The 20898-nt window shown below is 57.8% G+C and carries 19 protein-coding genes and 1 tRNA gene; 6 read left to right on the top strand and 14 right to left on the bottom strand.

The features are described 5' to 3' along the window. Nucleotides 1–18: 18 nt before the first annotated feature. From ABEB25_RS11910 to ABEB25_RS11885, 6 genes are all read right to left on the bottom strand, one after another. On the bottom strand, nucleotides 19–1455 hold the full coding sequence (locus ABEB25_RS11910; protein WP_345736630.1) for a DUF1501 domain-containing protein: 1437 nt from the start codon (nucleotides 1453–1455) through the stop codon (nucleotides 19–21). 45 nt (nucleotides 1456–1500) lie between these two features. Continuing rightward, the gene (locus ABEB25_RS11905) at nucleotides 1501–2862 is read right to left on the bottom strand and encodes a DUF1501 domain-containing protein (RefSeq protein WP_345736629.1); all 1362 of its coding nucleotides are present in this window, start codon (nucleotides 2860–2862) and stop codon (nucleotides 1501–1503) included. A gap of 86 nt (nucleotides 2863–2948) precedes the next feature. Beyond that, nucleotides 2949–3033: transfer RNA gene (locus ABEB25_RS11900), tRNA-Leu, on the bottom strand. 102 nt (nucleotides 3034–3135) lie between these two features. After that, complete coding sequence (locus ABEB25_RS11895; protein WP_345736628.1) at nucleotides 3136–4038, bottom strand: hypothetical protein; 903 nt, start codon at nucleotides 4036–4038, stop codon at nucleotides 3136–3138. 6 nt (nucleotides 4039–4044) lie between these two features. Then, the gene (locus ABEB25_RS11890; RefSeq protein WP_345736627.1) at nucleotides 4045–4818 is read right to left on the bottom strand and encodes a dienelactone hydrolase family protein; all 774 of its coding nucleotides are present in this window, start codon (nucleotides 4816–4818) and stop codon (nucleotides 4045–4047) included. 22 nt (nucleotides 4819–4840) lie between these two features. After that, on the bottom strand, nucleotides 4841–7120 hold the full coding sequence (locus ABEB25_RS11885) for an FdhF/YdeP family oxidoreductase (RefSeq protein ID WP_345736626.1): 2280 nt from the start codon (nucleotides 7118–7120) through the stop codon (nucleotides 4841–4843). 332 nt (nucleotides 7121–7452) lie between these two features. Between ABEB25_RS11885 and ABEB25_RS24500 the strand changes: the two genes are divergently transcribed. The 3 genes from ABEB25_RS24500 to ABEB25_RS11875 all read left to right on the top strand — a co-directional run bounded on the left by ABEB25_RS24500 (nucleotide 7453) and on the right by ABEB25_RS11875 (nucleotide 9238). Next, the gene (locus tag ABEB25_RS24500; protein ID WP_425572036.1) at nucleotides 7453–7971 is read left to right on the top strand and encodes a recombinase family protein; all 519 of its coding nucleotides are present in this window, start codon (nucleotides 7453–7455) and stop codon (nucleotides 7969–7971) included. A gap of 96 nt (nucleotides 7972–8067) precedes the next feature. Then, complete coding sequence (locus ABEB25_RS24495) at nucleotides 8068–8244, top strand: recombinase family protein (protein WP_425572035.1); 177 nt, start codon at nucleotides 8068–8070, stop codon at nucleotides 8242–8244. A 4-nt stretch (nucleotides 8245–8248) separates the two neighbouring features. Continuing rightward, entirely contained in the window at nucleotides 8249–9238 is a 990-nt protein-coding gene (locus tag ABEB25_RS11875; RefSeq protein ID WP_345736625.1) for a hypothetical protein, read from the top strand. Nucleotides 9239–9358: 120 nt separating this feature from the next. Here ABEB25_RS11875 and ABEB25_RS11870 read toward each other — a convergent pair whose 3' ends face one another. Beyond that, nucleotides 9359–9613 (bottom strand): hypothetical protein, encoded by a 255-nt coding sequence (locus ABEB25_RS11870; RefSeq protein ID WP_345736624.1) that lies wholly within the window; start codon nucleotides 9611–9613, stop codon nucleotides 9359–9361. A gap of 190 nt (nucleotides 9614–9803) precedes the next feature. Between ABEB25_RS11870 and ABEB25_RS11865 the strand changes: the two genes are divergently transcribed. Together ABEB25_RS11865 and ABEB25_RS11860 are read left to right on the top strand one after the other, a co-directional pair. Beyond that, nucleotides 9804–10409, top strand: a complete 606-nt coding sequence (locus ABEB25_RS11865) for a hypothetical protein (RefSeq protein ID WP_345736623.1) — start codon at nucleotides 9804–9806, stop codon at nucleotides 10407–10409. Between the two features lie 662 nt (nucleotides 10410–11071). Continuing rightward, nucleotides 11072–12652 (top strand): excinuclease ABC subunit UvrC, encoded by a 1581-nt coding sequence (locus tag ABEB25_RS11860; protein WP_425572042.1) that lies wholly within the window; start codon nucleotides 11072–11074, stop codon nucleotides 12650–12652. 424 nt (nucleotides 12653–13076) lie between these two features. Here ABEB25_RS11860 and mnmA read toward each other — a convergent pair whose 3' ends face one another. Beyond that, on the bottom strand, nucleotides 13077–14153 hold the full coding sequence (mnmA, locus tag ABEB25_RS11855) for a tRNA 2-thiouridine(34) synthase MnmA (protein WP_345736621.1): 1077 nt from the start codon (nucleotides 14151–14153) through the stop codon (nucleotides 13077–13079). A gap of 186 nt (nucleotides 14154–14339) precedes the next feature. Here mnmA and ABEB25_RS11850 point away from each other — a divergent pair, with 186 nt between their 5' ends. After that, nucleotides 14340–15410 carry a redoxin domain-containing protein gene (locus ABEB25_RS11850; protein ID WP_345736620.1) on the top strand — a complete coding sequence of 357 codons (1071 nt, stop codon included), beginning with the start codon at nucleotides 14340–14342 and terminating at the stop codon, nucleotides 15408–15410. Between the two features lie 122 nt (nucleotides 15411–15532). Here the strand turns inward: ABEB25_RS11850 and ABEB25_RS11845 are convergent, their stop codons facing one another. The 6 genes from ABEB25_RS11845 to ABEB25_RS11820 form a co-directional block, all read right to left on the bottom strand. Then, a complete protein-coding gene (locus tag ABEB25_RS11845; RefSeq protein ID WP_345736619.1) occupies nucleotides 15533–16576 on the bottom strand; it encodes a sugar ABC transporter substrate-binding protein in 1044 nt (347 codons plus the stop codon). 58 nt (nucleotides 16577–16634) lie between these two features. After that, nucleotides 16635–17126: a low molecular weight protein-tyrosine-phosphatase gene (locus ABEB25_RS11840; RefSeq protein WP_345736618.1), complete on the bottom strand. Its 492-nt coding sequence runs from the start codon at nucleotides 17124–17126 to the stop codon at nucleotides 16635–16637. Between the two features lie 103 nt (nucleotides 17127–17229). Continuing rightward, nucleotides 17230–17427, bottom strand: a complete 198-nt coding sequence (locus tag ABEB25_RS11835; protein ID WP_345736617.1) for a hypothetical protein — start codon at nucleotides 17425–17427, stop codon at nucleotides 17230–17232. Further along, on the bottom strand, nucleotides 17403–17909 hold the full coding sequence (locus tag ABEB25_RS11830; protein ID WP_345736616.1) for a hypothetical protein: 507 nt from the start codon (nucleotides 17907–17909) through the stop codon (nucleotides 17403–17405). The genes ABEB25_RS11835 and ABEB25_RS11830 overlap by 25 nt, the downstream gene beginning before the upstream one ends. 5 nt (nucleotides 17910–17914) lie before the next feature. Beyond that, entirely contained in the window at nucleotides 17915–19873 is a 1959-nt protein-coding gene (gene thrS / locus ABEB25_RS11825) for a threonine--tRNA ligase (RefSeq protein WP_345736615.1), read from the bottom strand. Between the two features lie 78 nt (nucleotides 19874–19951). Further along, the gene (locus ABEB25_RS11820; RefSeq protein WP_345736614.1) at nucleotides 19952–20896 is read right to left on the bottom strand and encodes an alpha/beta hydrolase; all 945 of its coding nucleotides are present in this window, start codon (nucleotides 20894–20896) and stop codon (nucleotides 19952–19954) included. Nucleotides 20897–20898 lie beyond the last annotated feature (2 nt).

Here is a 20898-nt window from a genome sequence, read left to right as displayed (position 1 = left end):
TTATATCAACGACCTGCCTCAGATCAGCCCGGCGATGGGACTTCCCATATAAAGCGTGTGCGGCCTGCCGGTGAAATCATGCCACATTTGCTCACGCGGCAGCCCCAGGGCCTCATAGATCGTCGCGGCCAGATTTTCCGGTGTCTGCGGATCACTGTCCGGATAACCGCCGATTTTGTCGCTGGACCCAATCACACGGCCTCCTTTCACACCGCCGCCAGCGATGAGCAGGCTCTGCACACTTCCCCAGTGATCCCGCCCCGGGAGGGCCGTGGCGCTCAGTTTTGAAATTTTCGGCGTGCGACCGAACTCGCTTCCCACCACCACCATCGTCTCATCCAAAAGCCCGTTGGCATCCAGGTCTTCGATCAGGGCGCTCACCGCCTGATCCATGGGCGGTAACAAAAGGTTCTTCAAATTGGGAAAGGCCGACTGATGCGTGTCCCAGCTCTCATTGTTCCCCAGATTCACCTGCACCATCCGCACGCCGCTTTCCACCAGACGGCGCGCCATCAGCAGGCTCCACCCAAAGCTGTGGCGGCCATAGCGGTCCAGCCACTTCGGGTCCACCTTGTCCAGGCTGAAAGCCTCATGCACCTTCTTGTTGCCTAACAACGAGACGGCCGCCTGGCGGGTAGCATCAAAGGACACATCCCCGGCGATGGCCGTCAGGTCATCCGTCTGCTGCTCCAGCGCATTGCGCAGGGAGACGCGGTCCATCACACGGTCCAGGCTGAGGCCCTGTGGCAAAGACAGATGCGGAGCCTGGAAACGCAGGCTCTCATCCACTTCAAACCCGCGCTCATGATGAAACAGGTACTGCGGGAAGGCCCCATAGTGTTTGGGATGGTAAGGTGACATCTCCAAAAACCACGGGTCATGCTTGGCCCCCAAGGTGGCACCAAACTGGCCGGGCAACACACTGCCCGTGCGGTGGATCAGCTTGTCCGGCAGCACGATCGCCGGAGGCAGGTTGTTCGTTCGTGGCAGCAGCGCTGTCGCCAGCGAGGCCATGCTCGGGTGGTCGGACTTCTGCGGCTTCGTGCGGTCAATGCCCACCGGCAGTTCGCTGCGCCCCGTCAGCATGACATGATGGCTGAACGAGTGGTCATTGCTGCCATGCGTCAGCGAACGCACCAGCGACCACTTGTTGGAGATCTTCGCCAGCCGGGGCAGATGCTCGCAGATGTGCAGGCCCGGCGTGCGGGTGCGGATGGGTTTGAACTCCCCGCGAATCTCCATCGGCGCATCGGGCTTCAGGTCAAAGCTTTCATGCTGGGCCAGCCCTCCTGAAAGGAAGATGTAGATCACCGACTTGGCCCTTGGCGGTTTGGCCGGAGCCGCTAGTGATTGAAGGGCTGCCAGATGATTCATCCCAAGCCCCAGGAGGCCGACTGCCCCCGCCTGGATCACCTCCCGGCGTGTGTGCCTGCGTGTTGGATGCAGTGACGACATGCGCATTGATACGCATGTCTTCCTCAGACTCTTGCTGATTTGTCTCTACACCAGTTCCGGCATCGCCTGCCAGCCATCCACCAGATACTGAGGACGGCCCGAAAGATCATCCAGGGTGTTCTTGTGCGGATCAATGCCCATGAACTGATACAGCGAGGCAAACACCTCGCCGAAGTGGACCCCGCGCTCCGTCGGCTCACCGCCCAGGCGGTCTGTCGCGCCGATCACCTGCCCGGTCTTGAACCCGCCGCCTGCCAGCATCGCCCCGCCCACGCGTGGCCAGTGGTCGCGACCACCTTGGGCATTTACAGTTGGCGTGCGGCCAAACTCACCCCAGGCCACCACGGCCACATCCTTGTCCAGGCCGCGGTCATGCAGATCCTGCACCAGCGCACTCATGCCCTGATCAAACAAAGGCAGGTGCCGTAGCAACTGCGGGTAATTGCGGTCATGGAAATCCCAGCGGCCAAAGTTCAGCGTCACCACACGTGCACCAGCTTCAACGAGGCGGCGCGCCATGAGGAAATGCTCCAGGTTCAGCGGTGCACCATCGCCGTAGTTTTTCGGGTCGCCCTTGCCATAACGTTCACGGATCTTGGGCGACTCCTTCTCCAGGTCCAAGGCATCCAGCAGCTTGCTGGAGGTGAGCACGTTAAAAGCCTGTTGGTTAAACGAATCCATGCCTTCCACGAGACCCGAGTGATCCAGGTCACGGCGGAACTGGTCAAACCCGGTCAGCAAAGCGCGGCGATCATCCAACCGGCTCATGGAGATGTTGTTCAACTTGAGGTCTTCCACCCCGGCCCCGTTCGGGCGGAAAGCGGAGTGCGAAGGTCCCAGATATCCAGGATGCCCAGGTGAGCCATAAGGCGGATGACCCGCTTTCGGTGACAGGCCGATGAAGGCAGGCATCGCGGGATCCCCCTGCCCTTTCAAACGTGACACCACGGAGCCTAGCGAGGGATGGTCGGCCTGCCGTCCTGTGGGTGCTGCACCGCCCGCCGGATTGGGCGCACGCCCGGTATAACAAATGAAGGAATCATGGGCTCCCGTGGGGGATCCGTACATGCTCCGGATGGGCACCAACTTGTCCATCATCTTGGCCAGCCGTGGCGCATGCTCAGAGATCTGAATGCCTGCCACATTGGTCGAGATGGGTTTATAAGGCCCGCGAATCTCCAGCGGTGCATCCATCTTCAGATCCCACATGTCCTGGTGCGGCGGTGCACCGCACAGGTAGATCATGATGATGGATTTGAAGCTGCGACCTGCCTTGGCCTCGACTTCGGCCTTCAAAAGGTCCGGCAGAGAAAGCCCACCCATGGCTAGGCCACCGATGCGCAGAAAGTCACGACGCGAGTAACCGTCGCAAAGTTTGCCATGGGAAGGACCGGAAAGAGTGAGCATATCCTGAATTACGCCGCTTGATGCAGGAATCTTGCCAGCCTCTCGACTTGTTGTTTTGAGTGGGGCACTCTCTCTGTTGAGAAGAGTGGTGCTCGGGAAGGGACTCGAACCCTTAAGCCTTTCGGCACAAGATCCTTAGTCTTGCGCGTATACCAATTCCGCCACCCGAGCAGGGCTGCTGATTTGCAGGGCTGGGAGTATAGCCAGCGGTTGAAACATGCAACAGATGTTTTGCTTTTTTGAGCAAAAAATTGAGAGCCGCTTCGCATGTCTTCACTCTTCCCAGGGCAGGTCCCAGGCTTTCACCCATTCAAGCTTTTCACGCCGGTAGCCCTGGGCCAGTAAACGCTTCTCCATGTCGGGCAAATGGGCGGCCCCGTAAAAGATGGCCAGGCGCTTTTTGCCTGCCTTGATTTCCTTCTCCAGGACTTCCAGGGCATGGCGGTTGCGCTCGCCAATGATGCTGGTGCCGCCATTGGATTCCATGCCCATGATCAGCTTCTCCATGCTGTCGAACTCCTGCCCCACGAGGCGCTTCAGATCCATGGAGGGATCTTCCTGACGCAGGATCATGAGCAGTTCCACCATGCTGGGTTGCGGACGGTCGCGGTCCAGCGCGCCCTGGGCCTGCATGGCTTTGAACCACAGGGTGATGAAGGTTTCCTTCTTCGCTTCCTGGGATTCAAAGAAGCCTTCCACGCTCATGTCAGCATGGACAAAGTTTTTGGCCTTGTAATCAATGCCCCGGAGCTGGCTTTCCAGCTTCAGGATCTTGCGCATCATCTCTTGTACTTGGCCCAGCCACTGGAGTTTTTCGGACCCGTCTCCCGGCTTCAGGTCTTCCCGCAGTTCGATGGGGCGGCCCACGAGTTCATAAAGCACGGCCTCGTAGGTTTTGAAGCGGGCGTTTAGCGCATCAAAGTACGCCTTGTCCGCAATGTGAACGGCCCCAACGAGGTCCACCTTCACCCCGGCGGGTGAAACATAGGTCACGATGGCCGTTTGCAGAGATTCGCCGTCGTCGTTTTCGACGAAGCGAAGGAAATCCGTGGCCTCCTCTTCCACCAAGCCGCCCAGCGGTGCGGGACTCGCAGGCGCGGGCTTGGTCTCAGCCGCAGGGGCTGAAACCGTGGCCGTCACTGCGACCAGGAGGGAGAGGAATCGCAGCGTTTTCATGGAAGCTTATTCAGCGAAGATGCGGCCAAAGAAGGCCTTCATTTCATCCCAGGAGGCTTTGTCCGCCGCCTCGTTGTAGGCGGCGCCTTTGCTGTTGTCATTGCCAGCTGCCTTTTGGGTGAAGCTGTGCACGGCACCTGGGTATTGCACCAGCTTGTAATCCACCCCGGAATCCTTCATCTCCTGCTCAAAGGCGGCCAGATCCTTGACTGCGACGAATGGATCATCGGCACCATGGAGGGCCAGCACCTTGGCCTTGATGTTCTTGCCATCCGCAGGATTTGGGGAGTCCAGGCTGCCATGGAAACTGACGATGCCTTTCACGGCGGCACCGCTACGGCCGAGCTCAATCGCGGCGGTGCCGCCAAAGCAGTAACCGATGCAGGCCACCTTGGAGGTGTCCGTCAACGCATCCTTGTTCAGCAGGGCCAAGGCAGCGTTCACGCGGTCGCGCAGCAGAGGGCGATTGGTTTTGTACTTGCCGGCCTCCTTGCCCGCCTCAGGCGGCTGGGGGCGGATGCCTTTGCCATAGACATCGGCCACGAGGACGTTGTAGCCCAGTTCCGCCAGCATCTTGGCGCGCATCTTTTCATTGTCGCTCACCCCGGTCCACTGGTGGACGATGAGGATGGAGGGGCGCTTGCCCTGGACGGCGTCGTCATAGGCCTGCCAGCCTTCGCAAACGACATCGCCCGCTTTGTATTCGACAGGTTTTTCGACGATGGCAGCTCCTGACATGGCGGTCATCAGGGTAAAGAGGGCGATCAAGGCGGGTTTCATAGAAGGTAGGTTCGACACGATATTAAGCAGAACGTTGGATGGTAACCAAAACACTCTTGGAAGTGGGGGTGAGACTGACGTCGGCGAAGCTGCCGATGGGGACCAATACGTTTGCTTCGGGGAAGTAGGCGGCGCAATTGCCGGGCGGCTGATCATAGGGCACGGCGAGGAAACGCGGGGCATGCCTTGTTTCGCCCTTGAAGTGGCTGGTGATGTCCACCGGCTCCAGCGGCCCGATGCCGCGGTTCTTCATGTCCTGAGGGTTCATGAAGATGATCCGGCGCTCATTGCCGATGCCACGATAACGGTCATTCAGACCATAGACTGTCGTATTGAACTGGTCATGGCTGCGGAAGGTCTGGAGGACAAGCTGGCCTGGTCCCGGCACCAGGACTTGAAGGTCGTGGGTGTGAATCTCGGCCTTGCCGCTGCGGGTTTTCCAGATGCGCTGGCGGGCAGTGTTGGGCAGATAAAAGCCGCCGGGTTCACGGATGCGGCTGTTGAAGTCCTCAAAGCCTGGGACCACGCGCTCAATGAGGTCGCGAATGCGGTCGTAATCTTCGGCCAGTGCGGCCCAGTCCACCTTCGATCTTGCGCCAAGAGTGGCCGCCGCCGTGCGGGCGACGATGACCGGTTCGCTCAGCAGATGCGGTGAAGCGGGCTCCAGATGACCATGCGAGGAGTGCACCACGCTCATGCTGTTTTCCACCGTGCAAAACTGGGTGAGGTCCCCGCGAACCTCCCACTCGCTGCGGCCGAGGCAGGGCAGAATCAAACCGATGCGCCCGGTGACCAAGTGGCTGCGGTTGAGCTTGGTACAAACATGGACCGTGAGCTGGCAGCGGCGCAGGGCCTCGCCGGTGAATTCGGTGTCCGGCGTGGCCTGGAGGAAGTTGCCTCCCAAGGCATAGAACACTTTGCCACGGCCTTCATGCATGGCCTGAATGGCCGCCACGGTATCCCAGCCATGATGACGGGGAACCGGGAACTGGAATACGTTTTCCAGGTTGTCCATGAACCATTCTGGCATCTTCTCAAAGACGCCCATGGTGCGGTCTCCCTGGACATTGCTATGGCCACGGACGGGGCAAAGGCCCGCGCTTTCACGGCCGATGGCCCCCAGCATGAGGTGGATGTTCACCACCTCCTGGATCGTGGCCACGGCGTTCTTGTGCTGGGTCAGCCCCATGGCCCAGCAGGTGATCAACTTGCGCTGACCGTTAGCGGCTTGGCGGGCCACCATCTGCATGACATCGCGCTGGATGCCAGACAGCTTTTCCAACTCCGCCCAATCAAGCCCGCGCAGATGCTCACGATAGGGCTCAAAACCTTGGACATGCTCGGCCAGGAATCCTTCATCCAGGCTGCCATCTTCCACGAGCGTCTTCGCGATGCCTTTGAGCAAGGCCTGGTCGCCATTCAAGTTCACTTGAAGAAAGTGTTTCGCCAGCGGGGTGGACATGCCCAGCACGCCCTTCACCTGCTGCGGGTGCATGAAGCCGGTGAGGCCCGCCTCCTTCATCGGGTTTACGGCGATGATGGTGGCCCCGTTTTCCACTGCACGCTGCAGGCTGCTGAGCATGCGCGGGTGGTTCGTCCCTGGGTTCTGGCCCATGATGAGGATGGTTTCGGCTGTCTCCAGGTCCTTCAGGGTCACCGTCCCCTTCCCCACACCCACGCTTTGGCCCAGGGCCGCGCCGCTGGATTCGTGGCACATGTTGGAGCAATCAGGAAGATTGTTCGTGCCGAAATGCCTAACAAAAAGCTGGTACAAAAACGCCGCTTCATTGGTGGCGCGGCCTGAGGTATAAAACACCGCCTCATCGGGCGAGGCCAGCGCGTTCAGCTCCTGCCCGATGAGGCTGAAGGCATCATCCCAGGAAATCTCCTCATAATGGGTCGCGCCTTCGCGCAAAATCATGGGATGGGTGATGCGCCCGGCCTGATCCATCTCGTAATCGCTCCACTCCGAAAGCTCGGCCACGCTGTTGTCCGCAAAGAACTGCGGAGTGACCCGGCTCTTGGTGGTTTCGGAGGCAATCGCCTTGGCCCCGTTTTCGCAAAACTCAAAAGCGCTGCGGTGATCTTCCGGGTCGGGCCAGGCGCAGCTCGGGCAGTCAAAGCCGCCAGTCTGGTTCAGCTTCAGCATTGCGGAGGTGCCGCGCAGTAGGCCGCTGCTGCCGTACACATGCTTCAAGGAATTTGCCACGGCCGGCACACCAGCAGCTGAGTGCTTGGTCTTGCCGATGTGAATGCCGGTGAGCTTTTCCGGTGGCTGGGCAGAAATGGGTGTCGCAGACATGGTCGCAAATGGAAGGAAAGAAACGAAAGCGGTTGGGGTAAGGAGGATACGTCTAAAAACAGGCCCGGCACTCAATCAACCGTGAGTGAATGCCATCGGCGGCCACGGCGCGAGAGGCTGGCTGAGCAGGCACCCGGGCCACAGCCCTCAACGCTCCTGGGAAGATCCCCCGCTGAACGTGGGGATGGGGAAGAATGCGTTTTTCTCCCCATTTGGGGATTTTCGGGGTTAAACGGTTGAAAACGAACGCCTTGCGATGGGGATGAAAATCCCCATCCCTTCCCCACATCCTCCCCATGGGGCGGACGGATCGAAAGAGAAAAAGGGCAGGCATGAACATGGCAAAAACCCGGTCAGAGGAAGGTTGGCCGACAGGTCTTCTCTATTATCAAGGAAAGCCCCCACCGATGCAAGAAAGCAAAACGGGGGTTTGGGGGATCAGGGCATGCATAAACGCTCGTATATATGTGAACATGGACGGCAAATTTGTGGCATATTATCGGGTTTCGACAGCCAAGCAGGGCGAGAGCGGTCTTGGACTGGAAGCACAGAAGGCAGCCGTGGAAGCCTATCTGAATGGCGGCAAGTGGAACCTCGTTGGCAAGTTTGTGGAAGTGGAGAGCGGCAAGCGCAAGAATCGCCCTCAGTTAAACGCCGCTCTCGCTCTTTGCAAAAAGCAGAAGGCAACGCTCGTGATTGCCAAGCTGGACAGGCTAGCCCGCAATCTTCACTTCATTTCCGGCCTGATGGAGTACCGCACTGAGTTTTTGGCAGTTGACAACCCGCCAGCCAACCGGCTCACGGTGCAAATCCTCGCCGCCGTCGCGGAAGAAGAAGCCCGTGCCATCTAATCTCGCACCAAAGCAGCTCTCTCAAGCGCCAAGGCAAGAGGAGTGATTTTAGCAAAGCATGGTGCGAAACTGGGCAAGGAGAATCATACCAAAGCCATGCAAACCGCATCCGACTTGAAGGCAACAATTGAAGCCTTCAAATTGCAGGGCATCAAAACCGTTCGCGATATAGCCACAGCTTTAAATGCGTCCAAAATCGCAACACCACAGGGCAAACAATGGCACAGCACTTCCGTTTACCGTTTACTCAAACGAATCGACACTCCTCTATAATTTTATGCAAAAAGTAGCTATTCACACATTGTCTCTAGCATTTTCTCCGCTTTCAAATCAGGAATGCGAGTGGTTAAAGGATGACCCAGACGTGCACGCCTTGCATAACGAAAGCAAGCTTTATATGATTGGCCAGAGGGTGGAGGTTAAGTTTGAAAAGTACATTTTAAATGAGGCCGAAGGATGTATCACCTTTGACCTGATATGTGGTTCTGACTCCATCAAAAACGTTCGTTTGCCCATGGAGCAGTTTATCCAAAAAGCATCATCAGACTCCCTGCTTGCAGAGATTGGCCCAAAGATGATTCGTATCCGCAAGGCCGAAGAGGGAAAAAATCTAGAAGAATGCAAAGTTGTTCATTGGCTCACGCCTGACAGGCTGTTTACGTTTTATGCGCAAGGTATTCTGGAGGTAGAAGGACTTGAAAATTATCGGAAATTCACAACGGTTGACCTCCACTACGTGGGGCTTTCGCGCAGAAATGACAGTTTTTCTCGTTTGTTTAGAACAGCGCATGAAAATAGGAGCCGCATCTTGGGCAATGAGACCCAGATCACTCCAACGGCTCGCTTAACAGACGAATTGATGATCTTCATGTTCAATGTCGAAGATATGCAAATAGTGTCAATGGGTATAGAAGACCTGAATGAGGCAGACCTGAATTATGAAATACATCCTTTACCACCTGCTCAACTTGCTGCCGATGCTGAAAAGGCGTTCATCAAGATTTTAAAGTCTGAATACAATCTTGAGAGATATGAAAAATACCCACGAAGTTCGGATGGCCTCTTCAACAGCGGGTTCGCAAGATACGGCTTCGTTTTAAATGAATGCTATTCATTTAAAACCGAGACGGCGACAATTAAAGGTGCGCGATACTATGACTTTAATCGAGCAGACCAACCGGACCTCATCCTGGTTGAAGGCGAGACAGTTCGGTTGATTAAAACCGGCTCAATGAATGCTGATATAGAGAATCATGAGGAGAAGTAATTTTAAGAGATCAAAAGGCAGTCATTGAAAAACCTCTTTTTGCCAAACTGGATCATATCTTAGTAAAAATATAAGGCAAATTTTGCCTTCCAAAACAACGGAGCAGAAGGCTTCTGGCTCTCACTGAGAATACTTCTTTTGGATCTTTGCAGGCTTACAGCACTTCTTGCAGGTGGCAGATTTAATATCTGGTCCTCTTCTTTCATCATGCGTGGCAACCACCGTAAAATCAGAAAAGCTGTCTAAATGCTCCCATGCTGGCCCGCCATATCCACCGCCGTAATCTTTTGCAGAGTTCTCCTCAGTGACCCCGCAATCATCGCATGAGATCGTGACTTCAAGTTTATCGCTGTATCCCATATTTTGATCAAACAAGGCTCAAAAAGATTTTATAGCAAGCTAATGAATAGCGTCGCAACCGATTAATTTTTTTCCTCGCGACTTTCACCATCGTTTTTCAACCCCTTGAGGAGTTGAGTCATTTGGTGACAAAGGCTATTCTATACGTGCATTGGTTGGCTTGGCTTTGAAGCATAATAGTTCCGGGCAGATTTTTAATATCCTCATGCCCCAGCCTGTTTACATCCCCAAGAAGCCAGCCAAAAAGCCAGGCAGACCTACGCTGTTGAACCCCACGCGGCAAGCTGCGCTATTGAAAGCTATTGAGCTGGGAATGCCACTTAAACAGGCCGCCGCGATGGCGGGCATGTCATACGACACACTCAACCACTGGCAGAAGCGGGGAGAGAACGAAAGTGCCCCGCCGGAATATCGCCAGTTTTGCCAGCTACTCCGGCGCTCGCAAGCCGTCGCCATGCAGGTGCATGTTTCCTCAATCTGCGAAGCGGCAAAGCGTGACTGGCGTGCCGCAGCATGGATGCTGGAGCGCCGTCACCCCGAAGACTTCGCTAGACCACAGCAATTTGAACACAGCGGGCCGGGAGGGAAACCACTCATGCCAGACCCCGAAGTGAACCATGAGGTTCTGGTTCGGATGAAGAAACAGCAAGGCATCGTTGAACTGCTCAAAAAGATGGGCGGCATCATCAAGGAGAAGCGATTCCAGTTGGACGAAAACGCAAAGGCTCAAAAAGAAGCCGCCACGCTGCAAAAGCCGTTCGTATTGAACACGTCGCAGTTCAAGCCAAAGCTTGCGCCTCTCCGTGAATGAGCCTCAAAAGAGTGGCAATTAACTGTGGCAGTGTGTCATCACGCCTTATTTACCAGATCAGTGAAGTAGCTCAGAAGCTCGTTGCGATGCGTTTGCATGGTCCCCATGTGTTCATTGCTATCGAGTATCCCCGCGCCAAAAAGGTCCACCAGCGAAGATGGTGTGAGTCGGCATTGTAGCAAGGTTACCTGTGCCGCCTCAGCAACGGACATGCTGGCTCGATTGGAAATGTAGATGTCTGTGATTTGTTTGGGAGTCATCGCTCAGCATACGGCGAAAGCGAAACGAAGCCACATGATTAGCTCTTGCAAATGTCACACCAAAGCGGCACACTAAGGCGCGATGTCACTGGCGTAAGCCCTTGATTACCAAGGAAAATCTGACCGAAGGGCATTCTCCAATCCTCTCCGCCATTCGGGAAAATTTTTGCAGGAGGTTGTTCGATGTGGGGAAAAGGGATGAGCAAAGGAAGTTAGGGGACGGTTCCCCGCGAGAAGCGGAAAACGATAGGCGAGACGCACGCGCTTCAGGGGGCTAGCGGTCAGAGGGGCAGGCAAGAGTGCCCGCCTCACTTTGGGGGCGTCTTGCATGGGGAGAGAAAACGTTCCATTTTGGAGACAATTCTGCCCGCTGTGCCCGACCCCCGATCCAAACCTGACCTGATGGCGAAACTGCGTGATGTGCCCCACACGCCGGGGGTGTATGTGATGCGGGACCGGCTGAACAGCGTGATCTATGTGGGGAAGGCGCGGGACCTGCGGAAGCGGCTGTCGAACTACTTTACCCCGGCGCGATCCAAGCTGGTGGACCGGAAGACGCGGGCGCTGATCGCCAGCATCTGGGATTTCGACATCCATGAGGTGCGCAATGAGCCGGAGTCGCTGCTGCTGGAGGGGAAGCTGATCAAGGAATTCCGGCCGAAGTACAACATCAGCTTCCGCGATGACAAGCGCTTCCTGATGGTGCGGGTAAATCTGCAGGACGACTTCCCCAAATTCACCCTGACGCGAATGAAGCGGGATGACGGGGCGCGCTACTTTGGGCCGTTTGCCCATTCGGGCGCGCTGCGCACGACGCTGAACTGGCTTAACAAGAAGTTTGGTCTGCGGGTCTGCCGGCCCATCCGCCCGGATGAGCAGGACTACAAGCATTGCTCCAACGACATCATCAAGAACTGCTGCGCGCCGTGCATCGGGCGGGTGAGCGTGGAAGAGTACCGGCAGCGCATGGAGCAGGCGTGTTCCTTCCTCGACGGGAAAGGGACGAAGGACCTAGTATCCCTGCTGGAGGAGGAGATGCAGAAGGCGGCAATGAAGCTGGACTTTGAAAAGGCGGCTGAACTGCGGGACATGGTGGAGGACCTGAAGAAGACGCTGAGCCCGACACGCAGCTTCCAGCGCGGGGCGCGGGCGAAGGTGATCTCCACCCTGGACCCGATGGCGGATGTGAAGGAGCTGCAGGAGGCCCTGGGCCTGGGCAAACCGCCGCTGGTGATGGAGTGCTTTGACATTGCGAACATCGGCACGGCGCACTGCGTGGCCAGCATGGTGCGCTTCAAGGATGGTACGCCGGACAATGCCAACTACCGCCGCTACCGCATCCGGGCGGTGACGGGGCAGAATGACTTCATCAGCATGGCGGAGGTGATCCGCCGCCGGTTCTCCCGCATCCTGCTGGAAGGCCGGGAGGTGATGGGCGAGGAGGCGGACTACTCCCAGGAAACGCCGCTGGAGATGATGCGCAGGCTGGAATCTGCGAAGCTGCCGGAGCTGCCGCCTGAGAAAAAGAAGAAGTTTGTCCGGCTACCGGACCTCGTCATCGTGGACGGTGGCAAGGGCCAACTGGGCATGGCCATGAAGGAGCTGCAGCGGCTGGGCCTTTCTGACCTGCCCATCATCGGCCTGGCGAAAGAGCGCGAAGAAATCTACCGGCCGCATGAGCCGGACCCGCTGGTACTGCCGCATGAGATGGGGGCGCTGAAGTTGCTGCAGCGCATCCGTGACGAGGCCCACCGATGGGCCAACGGATATCACCAACTTTTGTTAGGCAAACGGGTGGAGGAAAGCCTGCTGGATGATTGCCCAGGGGTGAGTCAAGCCCGCAAAGCGACGCTGCTGAAGAAATTTGGCTCGGTGGCGCGGCTGCGCAAGGCGACGCCGGAGGAGATCGCGAAGGTGCCGGGGATCAGCAGCACGCTGGCGGAGACCATCGTGGATTTCCTGGTCTCGCGGGGTGGGGAGTGAGGGGAGCGGCGGGCTTTGGCCGTTTCTCTTTTGCCAGACTGAATAGGTGGAAAGGGTGGGAGTTTGGGGCGTTCGAGGCTGCTGACCGCACAGGGACTGTGCGGGCTACCTTGAGCCTGACTCGCCAAGCGTTTTGAATGGAGGAAGGTGTGTTGGTTCGTTACCCTCATTGAATGGAGTGGCGGCTGCGCCGCCTCATTTTTCGGCTTGCGGAGAAGTGCGAAGCCGCGAAGCGAATCTCCGCGCTCCCCTCGGGCGGCTGCGCCGCAAGAGGACTGACCGCACAAGAGACTGTGCGGGCTACTTTGAATCACCAAGCGTTTTGAATGGAGGAAGATGTGTTGGTTCGTCACCTTCATTGACTGGAGTGGCGGCTACGCCGCAAGACCGCACAGGGGACTGTGCGGGCTACCTTGCGCCTTCGTTAGGACTCGTACTCGATGTGCTCGAACACCGCACCGCCTAACAAACGATCCTTTTCATAGAGGGCGCAGATCTGGCCGGGGGTGAGGGCGCGCTGAGGCTGGGCATAGACGAGCTCTGCCCGGCCATCGCCGAGGGGGCGGAATTCGGCATCGCCTGCTGGGCAGCGGTAGCGCGGCTGGGCCTGGAGGAGGCGGGGGGCATCGAAAGGCAGGCCGGTGGTGGAAAGGCCAGTGAGGGTGCATTTGCGCGCCCAGAGGAGCGGAGTATCCGGACGCTCGATGGCGATGACGAGTTCATTCTTCTCATGGCGTTTGGCGACCACGACATAAGCTTGTTTGTAGAGGTTACTCGCCACGCCGATGCCTTTGCGCTGACCGAGGGTGTAGAGATGCAGACCGCGATGTTCTCCGAGCACCTTGCCATCTAGATTGACGATGGGGCCGGGTTTATCGTCCACAAAGGTGCGCAGGAAGTCCTCCATCTTCACCTCGCCGATGAAGCAGATGCCTTGGCTATCTTTTTTATCGGCGGTCTTCAGCCCGAGCTTGCGGGCTTCTTCGCGGAGTTCGGGCTTCAGCAGATGGCCGATGGGAAAACGGGCAATTCGAACCTGCTCCGGTTTCATCATGGCCAGGAAATAGGTTTGGTCTTTGTTAGGGTCGGCCCCACGCAGGATGGACAGCCCATCTTCGCCTTTCTGGGCATAGTGGCCGGTGGCGATGGCATCAAATCCGCGCTCTTTCGCCCAGTCCCACAAAACACCAAATTTCATCTCGCGATTACACATCACATCAGGATTTGGCGTGATGCCATCCTGGTAACCTTCTAGAAGGTATTTGACCACGCGCTCGCGATATTCACGCATGAGATTCACGACATGGAACTCAATGCCGAGTTGATCCGCCACAGCACGTGCATCCACGATGTCTTCTTCCCATGGGCAATGCCCAACGATGTTTTCTTCATTGATCCAGTTTTTCATGTAGGCCCCGACCACCTCATGCCCCTGCTGGACGAGCAGTGCCGTGGCGACGCTGCTGTCCACACCTCCCGACATGGCTGCCAAAATCTTCATCTTTGCCCATCGCATAGGCTGGGGCGGGCCTCAATTCTCAAAATGAGGTTTGGAGAAATGGCGGTGCCAAACGGGTGGTGGGTGTGACTGGGGGAGATCACTTCTTGTTTGCAAAGATTTATAATTACCATAACTTAGGTTTCTTGTTCCCTGCCCTGGTGCTGGGGTGCATGAAGACTGCCTTTTATGAAGCATTTTGTTCTCTTTCTTCTGTCCGGTTTGCTATGGGTCCCTGCGATGCAGGGTGAAACGGCGCGTGTCGCGGGTCCGGTGCATGAGCAGATCCGGGGGGTGATCGACGAATACGAAACGAATGTGCGGGCGAATACGCAGAAGATCATCGCGGCGACGACCGAGGAGGAAAAGGCGCGGTACCGGGGCACCATCCCGAGCGCGGGCCCCTATGCCACGCGGGTGATGCAGATCGTGGAAAGCCACCCGGACGATGCGGGGAGTGTGACGGGGGTTTCCTGGCTGATCACCCAGGCGGCGGCGTTTCCAGAATCTGAAAAGGCCCTGCAGATGCTGGCGGGCAGTCTGGCGATGAAACCGGGCATTGCACCGGCGGTGAAGGCGCTGGAGTTCCGGCCCCTGGAGCAGGTGGAGCCCGTTTTGCAGGCGATCCGGGAGAAGAATCCGCATGCGGAGGAAAAGGCCGCTGCGCTGCACGCGCTGGGGATGCAGTATTTTCGCCGCTTTGAGGCCGCGCTTTCTCCCACGGAGGCGGAAGCCGCGAAGAGCCGGGCGATGGACTGCTTTCAAGAAATCGTGGCGAGTCATGGGCAGGTGACCATCCAGGGTTTCCCCATCGCCGAGCAGGCGGGACGGATGCTTTTTGAGATGGGCAATCTTTCTGTGGGCAGTCAGGTGCCGGAGATCGAGGGCAAGGACCTGGACGGCCAGTCCTTCAAGCTGAGTGACCATCGCGGCCAGCATGTGATGCTGATCTTCTGGGGTGGCTGGTGCCATGCCTGCCACGGCGTGCTGCCGATGGTGAACCAATTTGTCACGGAGATGAAGGGGAAACCGGTCACCGTGCTCGGCATCAACACGGACCTTCCTGAAGAGGCCCGCAAGGCCTATGCCGACTACCAGGTGAACTTCCGCAACTGGTCCGACGGCACCACCTCCGGCCCCATCACGACGCTTTTTAACCTGCGCAATTTTCCGACGTTTTATTTGGTCGGTCCTGATGGGAAGATCGTGCTCAAACAGACGAGCCTGGAGGCGGTGAGGGAGAAGGTGAAGGGGCTATAGTGGCTTGTTTTTTCGAGGAACGGGAAAGAGGATAGAGCGAAGACGAGCGACCTAACTTTGAGTGTGTTATTCACGGAGAGCCACGTTCTTGCGGACGCGGACGCAGCCGCAGCTACGCTAGACTATTCGCCGTAAACGTCTTTTTCCGAACGGAAGCCGTCTTTGACGACGGTTTCGCGGAGGTTTTCCTCGGTCACTGAGTAGATGGGCAGGAAGACGGAAGGGACTTTGACTTTGCCGTTGTCGCTTTCTTCTTTGGCAAAGATGGGGCGGCCGGAGGCGAGCTTGACGGCGAGATCGGCGGCCTGTTTGGCGAGGACGCTGAGGGGTTTGTAAACGGTCATCGTTTGGGTGCCTGCGACGATGCGCTGGCAGCCGGCGAGGTCGGCATCCTGGCCGGTGACGATGACTTTGCCTGCGAGGCCTTCTTCGATCAAAGCCTGGATGGCTCCGCCTGCGGTGCCGTCGTTGCTGGCGAGGATGGCATCGATCCCCTGCCCTGCTTTAGTGATGGCGGCGTTGGTGATCTTTTTGGCGTTCTCGGGTTTCCAGTCTTCGGCCCAGTCTTCAAAAACGACCTCGATGCGGCCGGACTGGATGAGAGGATTTAGGATGTTGTCCTGGCCCTGTTTGAAAAGCACGGCGTTGTTATCCGTCTTTGCCCCATAGATGCGGATGAGGCGAAGCTTGCCCTGGGGCGGAAGACGGTCGGCGATGAACTGGGCCTGGAGCTCGCCCACCTTGACGTTGTCAAAGGTGATGTAGAGGTCGGTATCGGCCCCGGTGATGAGGCGGTCGTAGGAGAGGACGGGGATGCCTTCGGCATGGGCCATTTCGACCGCACGGGCCATGGCGGCACCATTGTGAGGGATGATGACGAGGGCATCCACCCCGCGGGTGATGAGGCTTTCCACGTCGCGGAGCTGGCGGGTATCGTCGCTGTTGGCGGACTCGACCAGAACTTCGGCACCGAGCTCGCGGGCCTTGGCCACAAAGAGGTCGCGGTCGCCGATCCAGCGCTCTTCCTTCAAGGTATCCATGCTGAGGCCGATGACGAGGCCCCCGCTTTTTTTTGCCGTGGAGCCGCCTTTGCCCCGCGACAGGACCAGCCCGGTGGCGATGCTGAGGACGCAGGAGAGAAGGACCAGGGCGATGCGGGGATTCATGACAGGGACGGTTTAGTCAGAAACCAGGTAGCATGGCCAGCACGAAATGCGAAGAGGCTCAGACCCGAGGCTGCAACTGCCCTTGCACGTGTTTCAAGACACCGGCGCAGCCGTCTTCGAGGAGATCGAGCACTTTTTCGAAACCTTCCGGGCCGCCGTAGTAGGGGTCGGGCACTTCGGTTTCTTCGTGATCGGTGCAAAACTCGCAGAAGAGGCGCACTTTTGCCGCGTGATTTTTTTCGCGATCGAAGGCGCGGATGTCCTGGTGGTTGCTGCGGTCCATGACGAGGACGAGGTCGTATTCTGAGAGATCTGCATCCCTCACCTGGCGGGCAAAGCTGGTGAGTTCCAGCCCGCGAGACTGGGCTGCTACCCGCATGCGCTCATCGGCCCGCTTGCCGGTGTGCCAGCCAGCGGTGCCTGCTGAGTCGATGTGGATGGTTTCGGTCAGGCCGGCCTCCGCCACCACACGGCGCATGACGCCCTCTGCGGCGGGAGAGCGGCAGATGTTGCCGAGGCAGACGAAGAGAAGTTTGAAGGTGGGAGGCATGATTGAACTCTGCCACCCTGGCGCGGAGGGCGCTTTTACTCAAGCGACACAAATGTAGCTTCGAGATAAACAGCCACCAGCGAACAAACTCTTTCCAACATGATCAAGACACCCTGACCTGCTGTTTCAAATGTGACCAAGGTTTAGCATCAATACCCTTACGACGAAGAATGGGGGCCGTCATTTCCTGCAATCGAATCAGCATTTCGATTTTTTCTGCGAAACTGGCCTTCACCAAAGCTACCCGGCGTTCGGCCTTGGCATTCAGAAGGCTTTTCAGGAGTTCAGGGGATGTGTCCATGAGCTGAATCGTTGATCAAGTTGATGCTTGGCCAGAATAGACTCCAAACGCGTTTTGTCGAAGACTGCCTGCTCTAAAAAAGCAGTCAAACGCTGACGGTCCTTTGAACGCCCCGTCTGCACCATGATGGCTGCGAGGTATTCTGGCAACAGTACACGGGTGATTGTTTCGCCCAACTTAGTGTCCTGAGCCGCACTCAAAGCTTCCTCAACCAAGGGATTGTAGGCTGGCAAAAACTGCACCGGAACTCCTTCAATCACCACGCATTCCTTGTCCAATGAGTAACCCATTCCGTTTAGAGCCGCGTAAAGAGGCTCCAGGGTTATCAGCATTCCCTGGGTCGGCAAAATGACAAAGATATCCAGGTCAAAAGTGGCAAAAGGCTCCATGTAAAAAATGGCCGCCACAGCCCATCCAATGGCATAACGACCAAGAACGCCTTTGCGCTCCAGTTCGTTAAGCACTTGGAGAGTGGCTTCCATGGCACTTACAGCTTCCGTTCCTTCACCTCGGCGGTGACGTCGGTGAGGAATTCGGCCACGGATTTCACGCCGAGGTCGCCGCGCTTGCTGTGGCGGATGGCGACGCTGTTGGCAGCGGCTTCCTTTTCACCGAGCACGAGCATGTAGGGGATCTTGTCGAGCTGAGCCTTGCGGATCTTGGCACCGATCTTGTCGGCATCATTGTCGAGGGTCACGCGCAGGCCAGCCTCTTTGAGCTGGGCGAAGATCTCGGCAGCAAAAGCGTCGGTCTTCTCACTGATGGTGAGGATACGGACCTGCTCTGGGGCGAGCCAAGTCGGGAAGTGACCGGCGAAGTGCTCGATCAGCACGCCGCAGAAACGCTCCATGCTGCCGAAGGGCGCGCGGTGGATCATCACGGGGCGGTGAGGCTTGTTGTCCGGGCCGTTGTAGCTGAGATCGAAGCGGACAGGGAGGACGTAGTCCACCTGCACGGTGCCGAGCTGCCATTCGCGGCCAATGACGTCTTTGATGACGAAGTCAATCTTCGGCCCGTAGAAGGCGGCTTCGCCGGGTTCCTCGGTGAAGGGCACGCCGAGAGTGGCAGCGGCTTCGCGGCAAGCGGCTTCGGCCTTGTCCCACTGGGCGGGATTGCCGGTGAACTTGTTGTTATCCGGATCACGAAGACCCACACGCACGCGGTAGTCGGTCATGCCGAGGGTGTTGAGCACGATCTTGACGAGGCTAAGGCAGCCGAGGACTTCGGCGGCAACTTGGTCTTCGGTGCAGAAAAGGTGGGCATCATCCTGGGTGAAACCACGGACGCGGGTCATGCCATTGAGCTCACCGCTCTGCTCCCAGCGATAGACGGTGCCGAACTCGGCCAGACGCACAGGAAGGTCGCGGTAGCTATGGGGCTGGCTGGCGAAGATCTTGATGTGATGCGGGCAGTTCATCGGTTTCAGGAGGAAACCGTCGAGCAGCTTCTCCGGATCCATGATGCGGTCCTGACCGATGATTTCGCGGCCCGCGCGCTCATTGAGCTGGCTGGCAAACTGGGCAGAGACGGCATCCAGACGGGCGGTCATTTCGGCGCAGCCGCAGCCTTCATGAGCGATCTTTTCAAGCTGGTCCTGCTCGATGATAGCCGGGAACTGGGCATCCTTGTAATAAGGGAAGTGACCGCTGGTCTTGTAGAGGGCCAGCTTGCCGATGTGTGGAGTGAAGACCTGATGGTAACCCTGCTTGCGCAGCTCTTCGCCGATGAAATTTTGCAATTCCTGGCGGAGCACGGCCCCGTTTGGAGTCCAGAGGATGAGGCCCTGGCCCACGTCTTCATCGATGTGGAAAAGCTTCAACTCCTTGCCCAGCTTGCGGTGGTCGCGCTTTTTGGCTTCTTCCAGATTCACGAAGTAAGCGTCCAGTTCTTCTTTGGTCGGGAAGGCGGTACCGTAGAGGCGCTGGAGCTGGCCTTTGGACTCATCGCCGAGATAAAAGGAAGAGGAGACAGAGGTCAGCTTGACGTTTTTGCACTTACCGCTATAACCGACATGAGGGCCAGCGCAGAGGTCAATGAAGTCGCCGTTTTGAAAGCAGGAGATCTGCTCGCCTTCCGGGATTTTATCAATGAGGTCCAGCTTGAAGATACTCGGGTTACCGGGGCGCTCGGACAGGCCACCGAGGCGACCGCTTTCGGCCATGGCCTTGGCTTCTTCACGGGTGACGCCTTTCCATTCGAATTTCTGGTTCTCCTTGGAGATCTTCTTCATTTCGGCCTCGATCTTCTCGAAGTCATCCGGGGTCACCCGGTGGGCCATCTTGAAGTCGTAGTAGAAGCCGTTTTCAATCGGCGGGCCGTAGGCGAACTGGGCGTCTGGCCAGATGCGCAGGATCGCGGTGGCCATGATGTGGGCACAGGAGTGGCGCAGGCGCTCGATGTCGGACATCTGGGCGCGTTCTTCAAGGGTCTTGCGTTCGGTGGACATGGGAAAGGGGTGGGCAGTCTGGCGCATGTCGCGAAATTTGCGACATGAGATTTTAGGGAAGGTTCAGGAAGGGGCTGCTCAAAGCGACGGCGACGAGAGCTGCTCGGTCATCCAGTCGGCAAAGAGATTCGCATCCCACAGCATGGTGTACCAGCCGTGGCCTTTGCCGGGGCGGACGAGCACCTCGACCTTGCGGCCTACCTCGGCAGCGCGTTTCTGGAAACGCTGAGACTGATCCACCGGCACCAGGGTATCGGCATCGCCATGAATGATGAAGACGGGAGGCAGGGCGGGCGTGATGTGGAAGATGGGGGACATGTCCCTGCCAATGACCTTCCAGGCGGCCAAATTGGTGCCATGGGGGCCGAAGGACTGACGGAAGCTTTTGGGCGGGCCGCCATCGTGAAGGTTTTGGGTGGAGTCGCCGAGGTTGATCAGGTCCGTCACGGGATAAAAGACGGTGGCGGCCTGCACGGCGCTGCTTTCACGGTCCACCGGATCATTGGAAGCCGGGCTGCCAGGACCACCCCGGGTGGCGAGCATGAGGCCGAGGTGGCCACCTGAGCTGCCGCCAATAACGCCGAGGCGCAGGGGGTCCACTCCGTACTCCTTGGCATGGTGGCGAACAAAACGGACTGCCCGGTGCACATCCTCGACGATCTCCATAATGCTGGCCTCGGGCTGGGAGAGATGCGATACTGCGATGACGGTATGGCCTCGGCGGAGAAAGGAGGCCGCCATCCAGGGCTGAAATTTCTCTGGCGTTGACTGCCAGCCGCCGCTGACCATCATGAGAATGCCCGCTCCACTGGGTTCAGCGGGGCGGAAGATATCCAGCGTCAGATCATGGCCATTCCGTGTGGTGTAAAGGACGCCGCGAGTGGCGGTGACGGGAGGATGAAAGTACCACCAGGCGGCCCCGCCCAGCAGTGCGGCCAAAAGCACCAGTCCCAGGACCAGCTTCAGAAAAGGGCGGAGGAAAGACCGGGACTTGCCTCGGGATTTGCGGCGCGGTTTGGGCATGG

It is taken from the genome of Prosthecobacter algae (assembly GCF_039542385.1).
Lineage (GTDB): Bacteria > Verrucomicrobiota > Verrucomicrobiia > Verrucomicrobiales > Verrucomicrobiaceae > Prosthecobacter > Prosthecobacter algae.
Note: the sequence above shows the minus strand (reverse complement) of the source record. Positions and strands in the feature narration are given on the sequence as shown.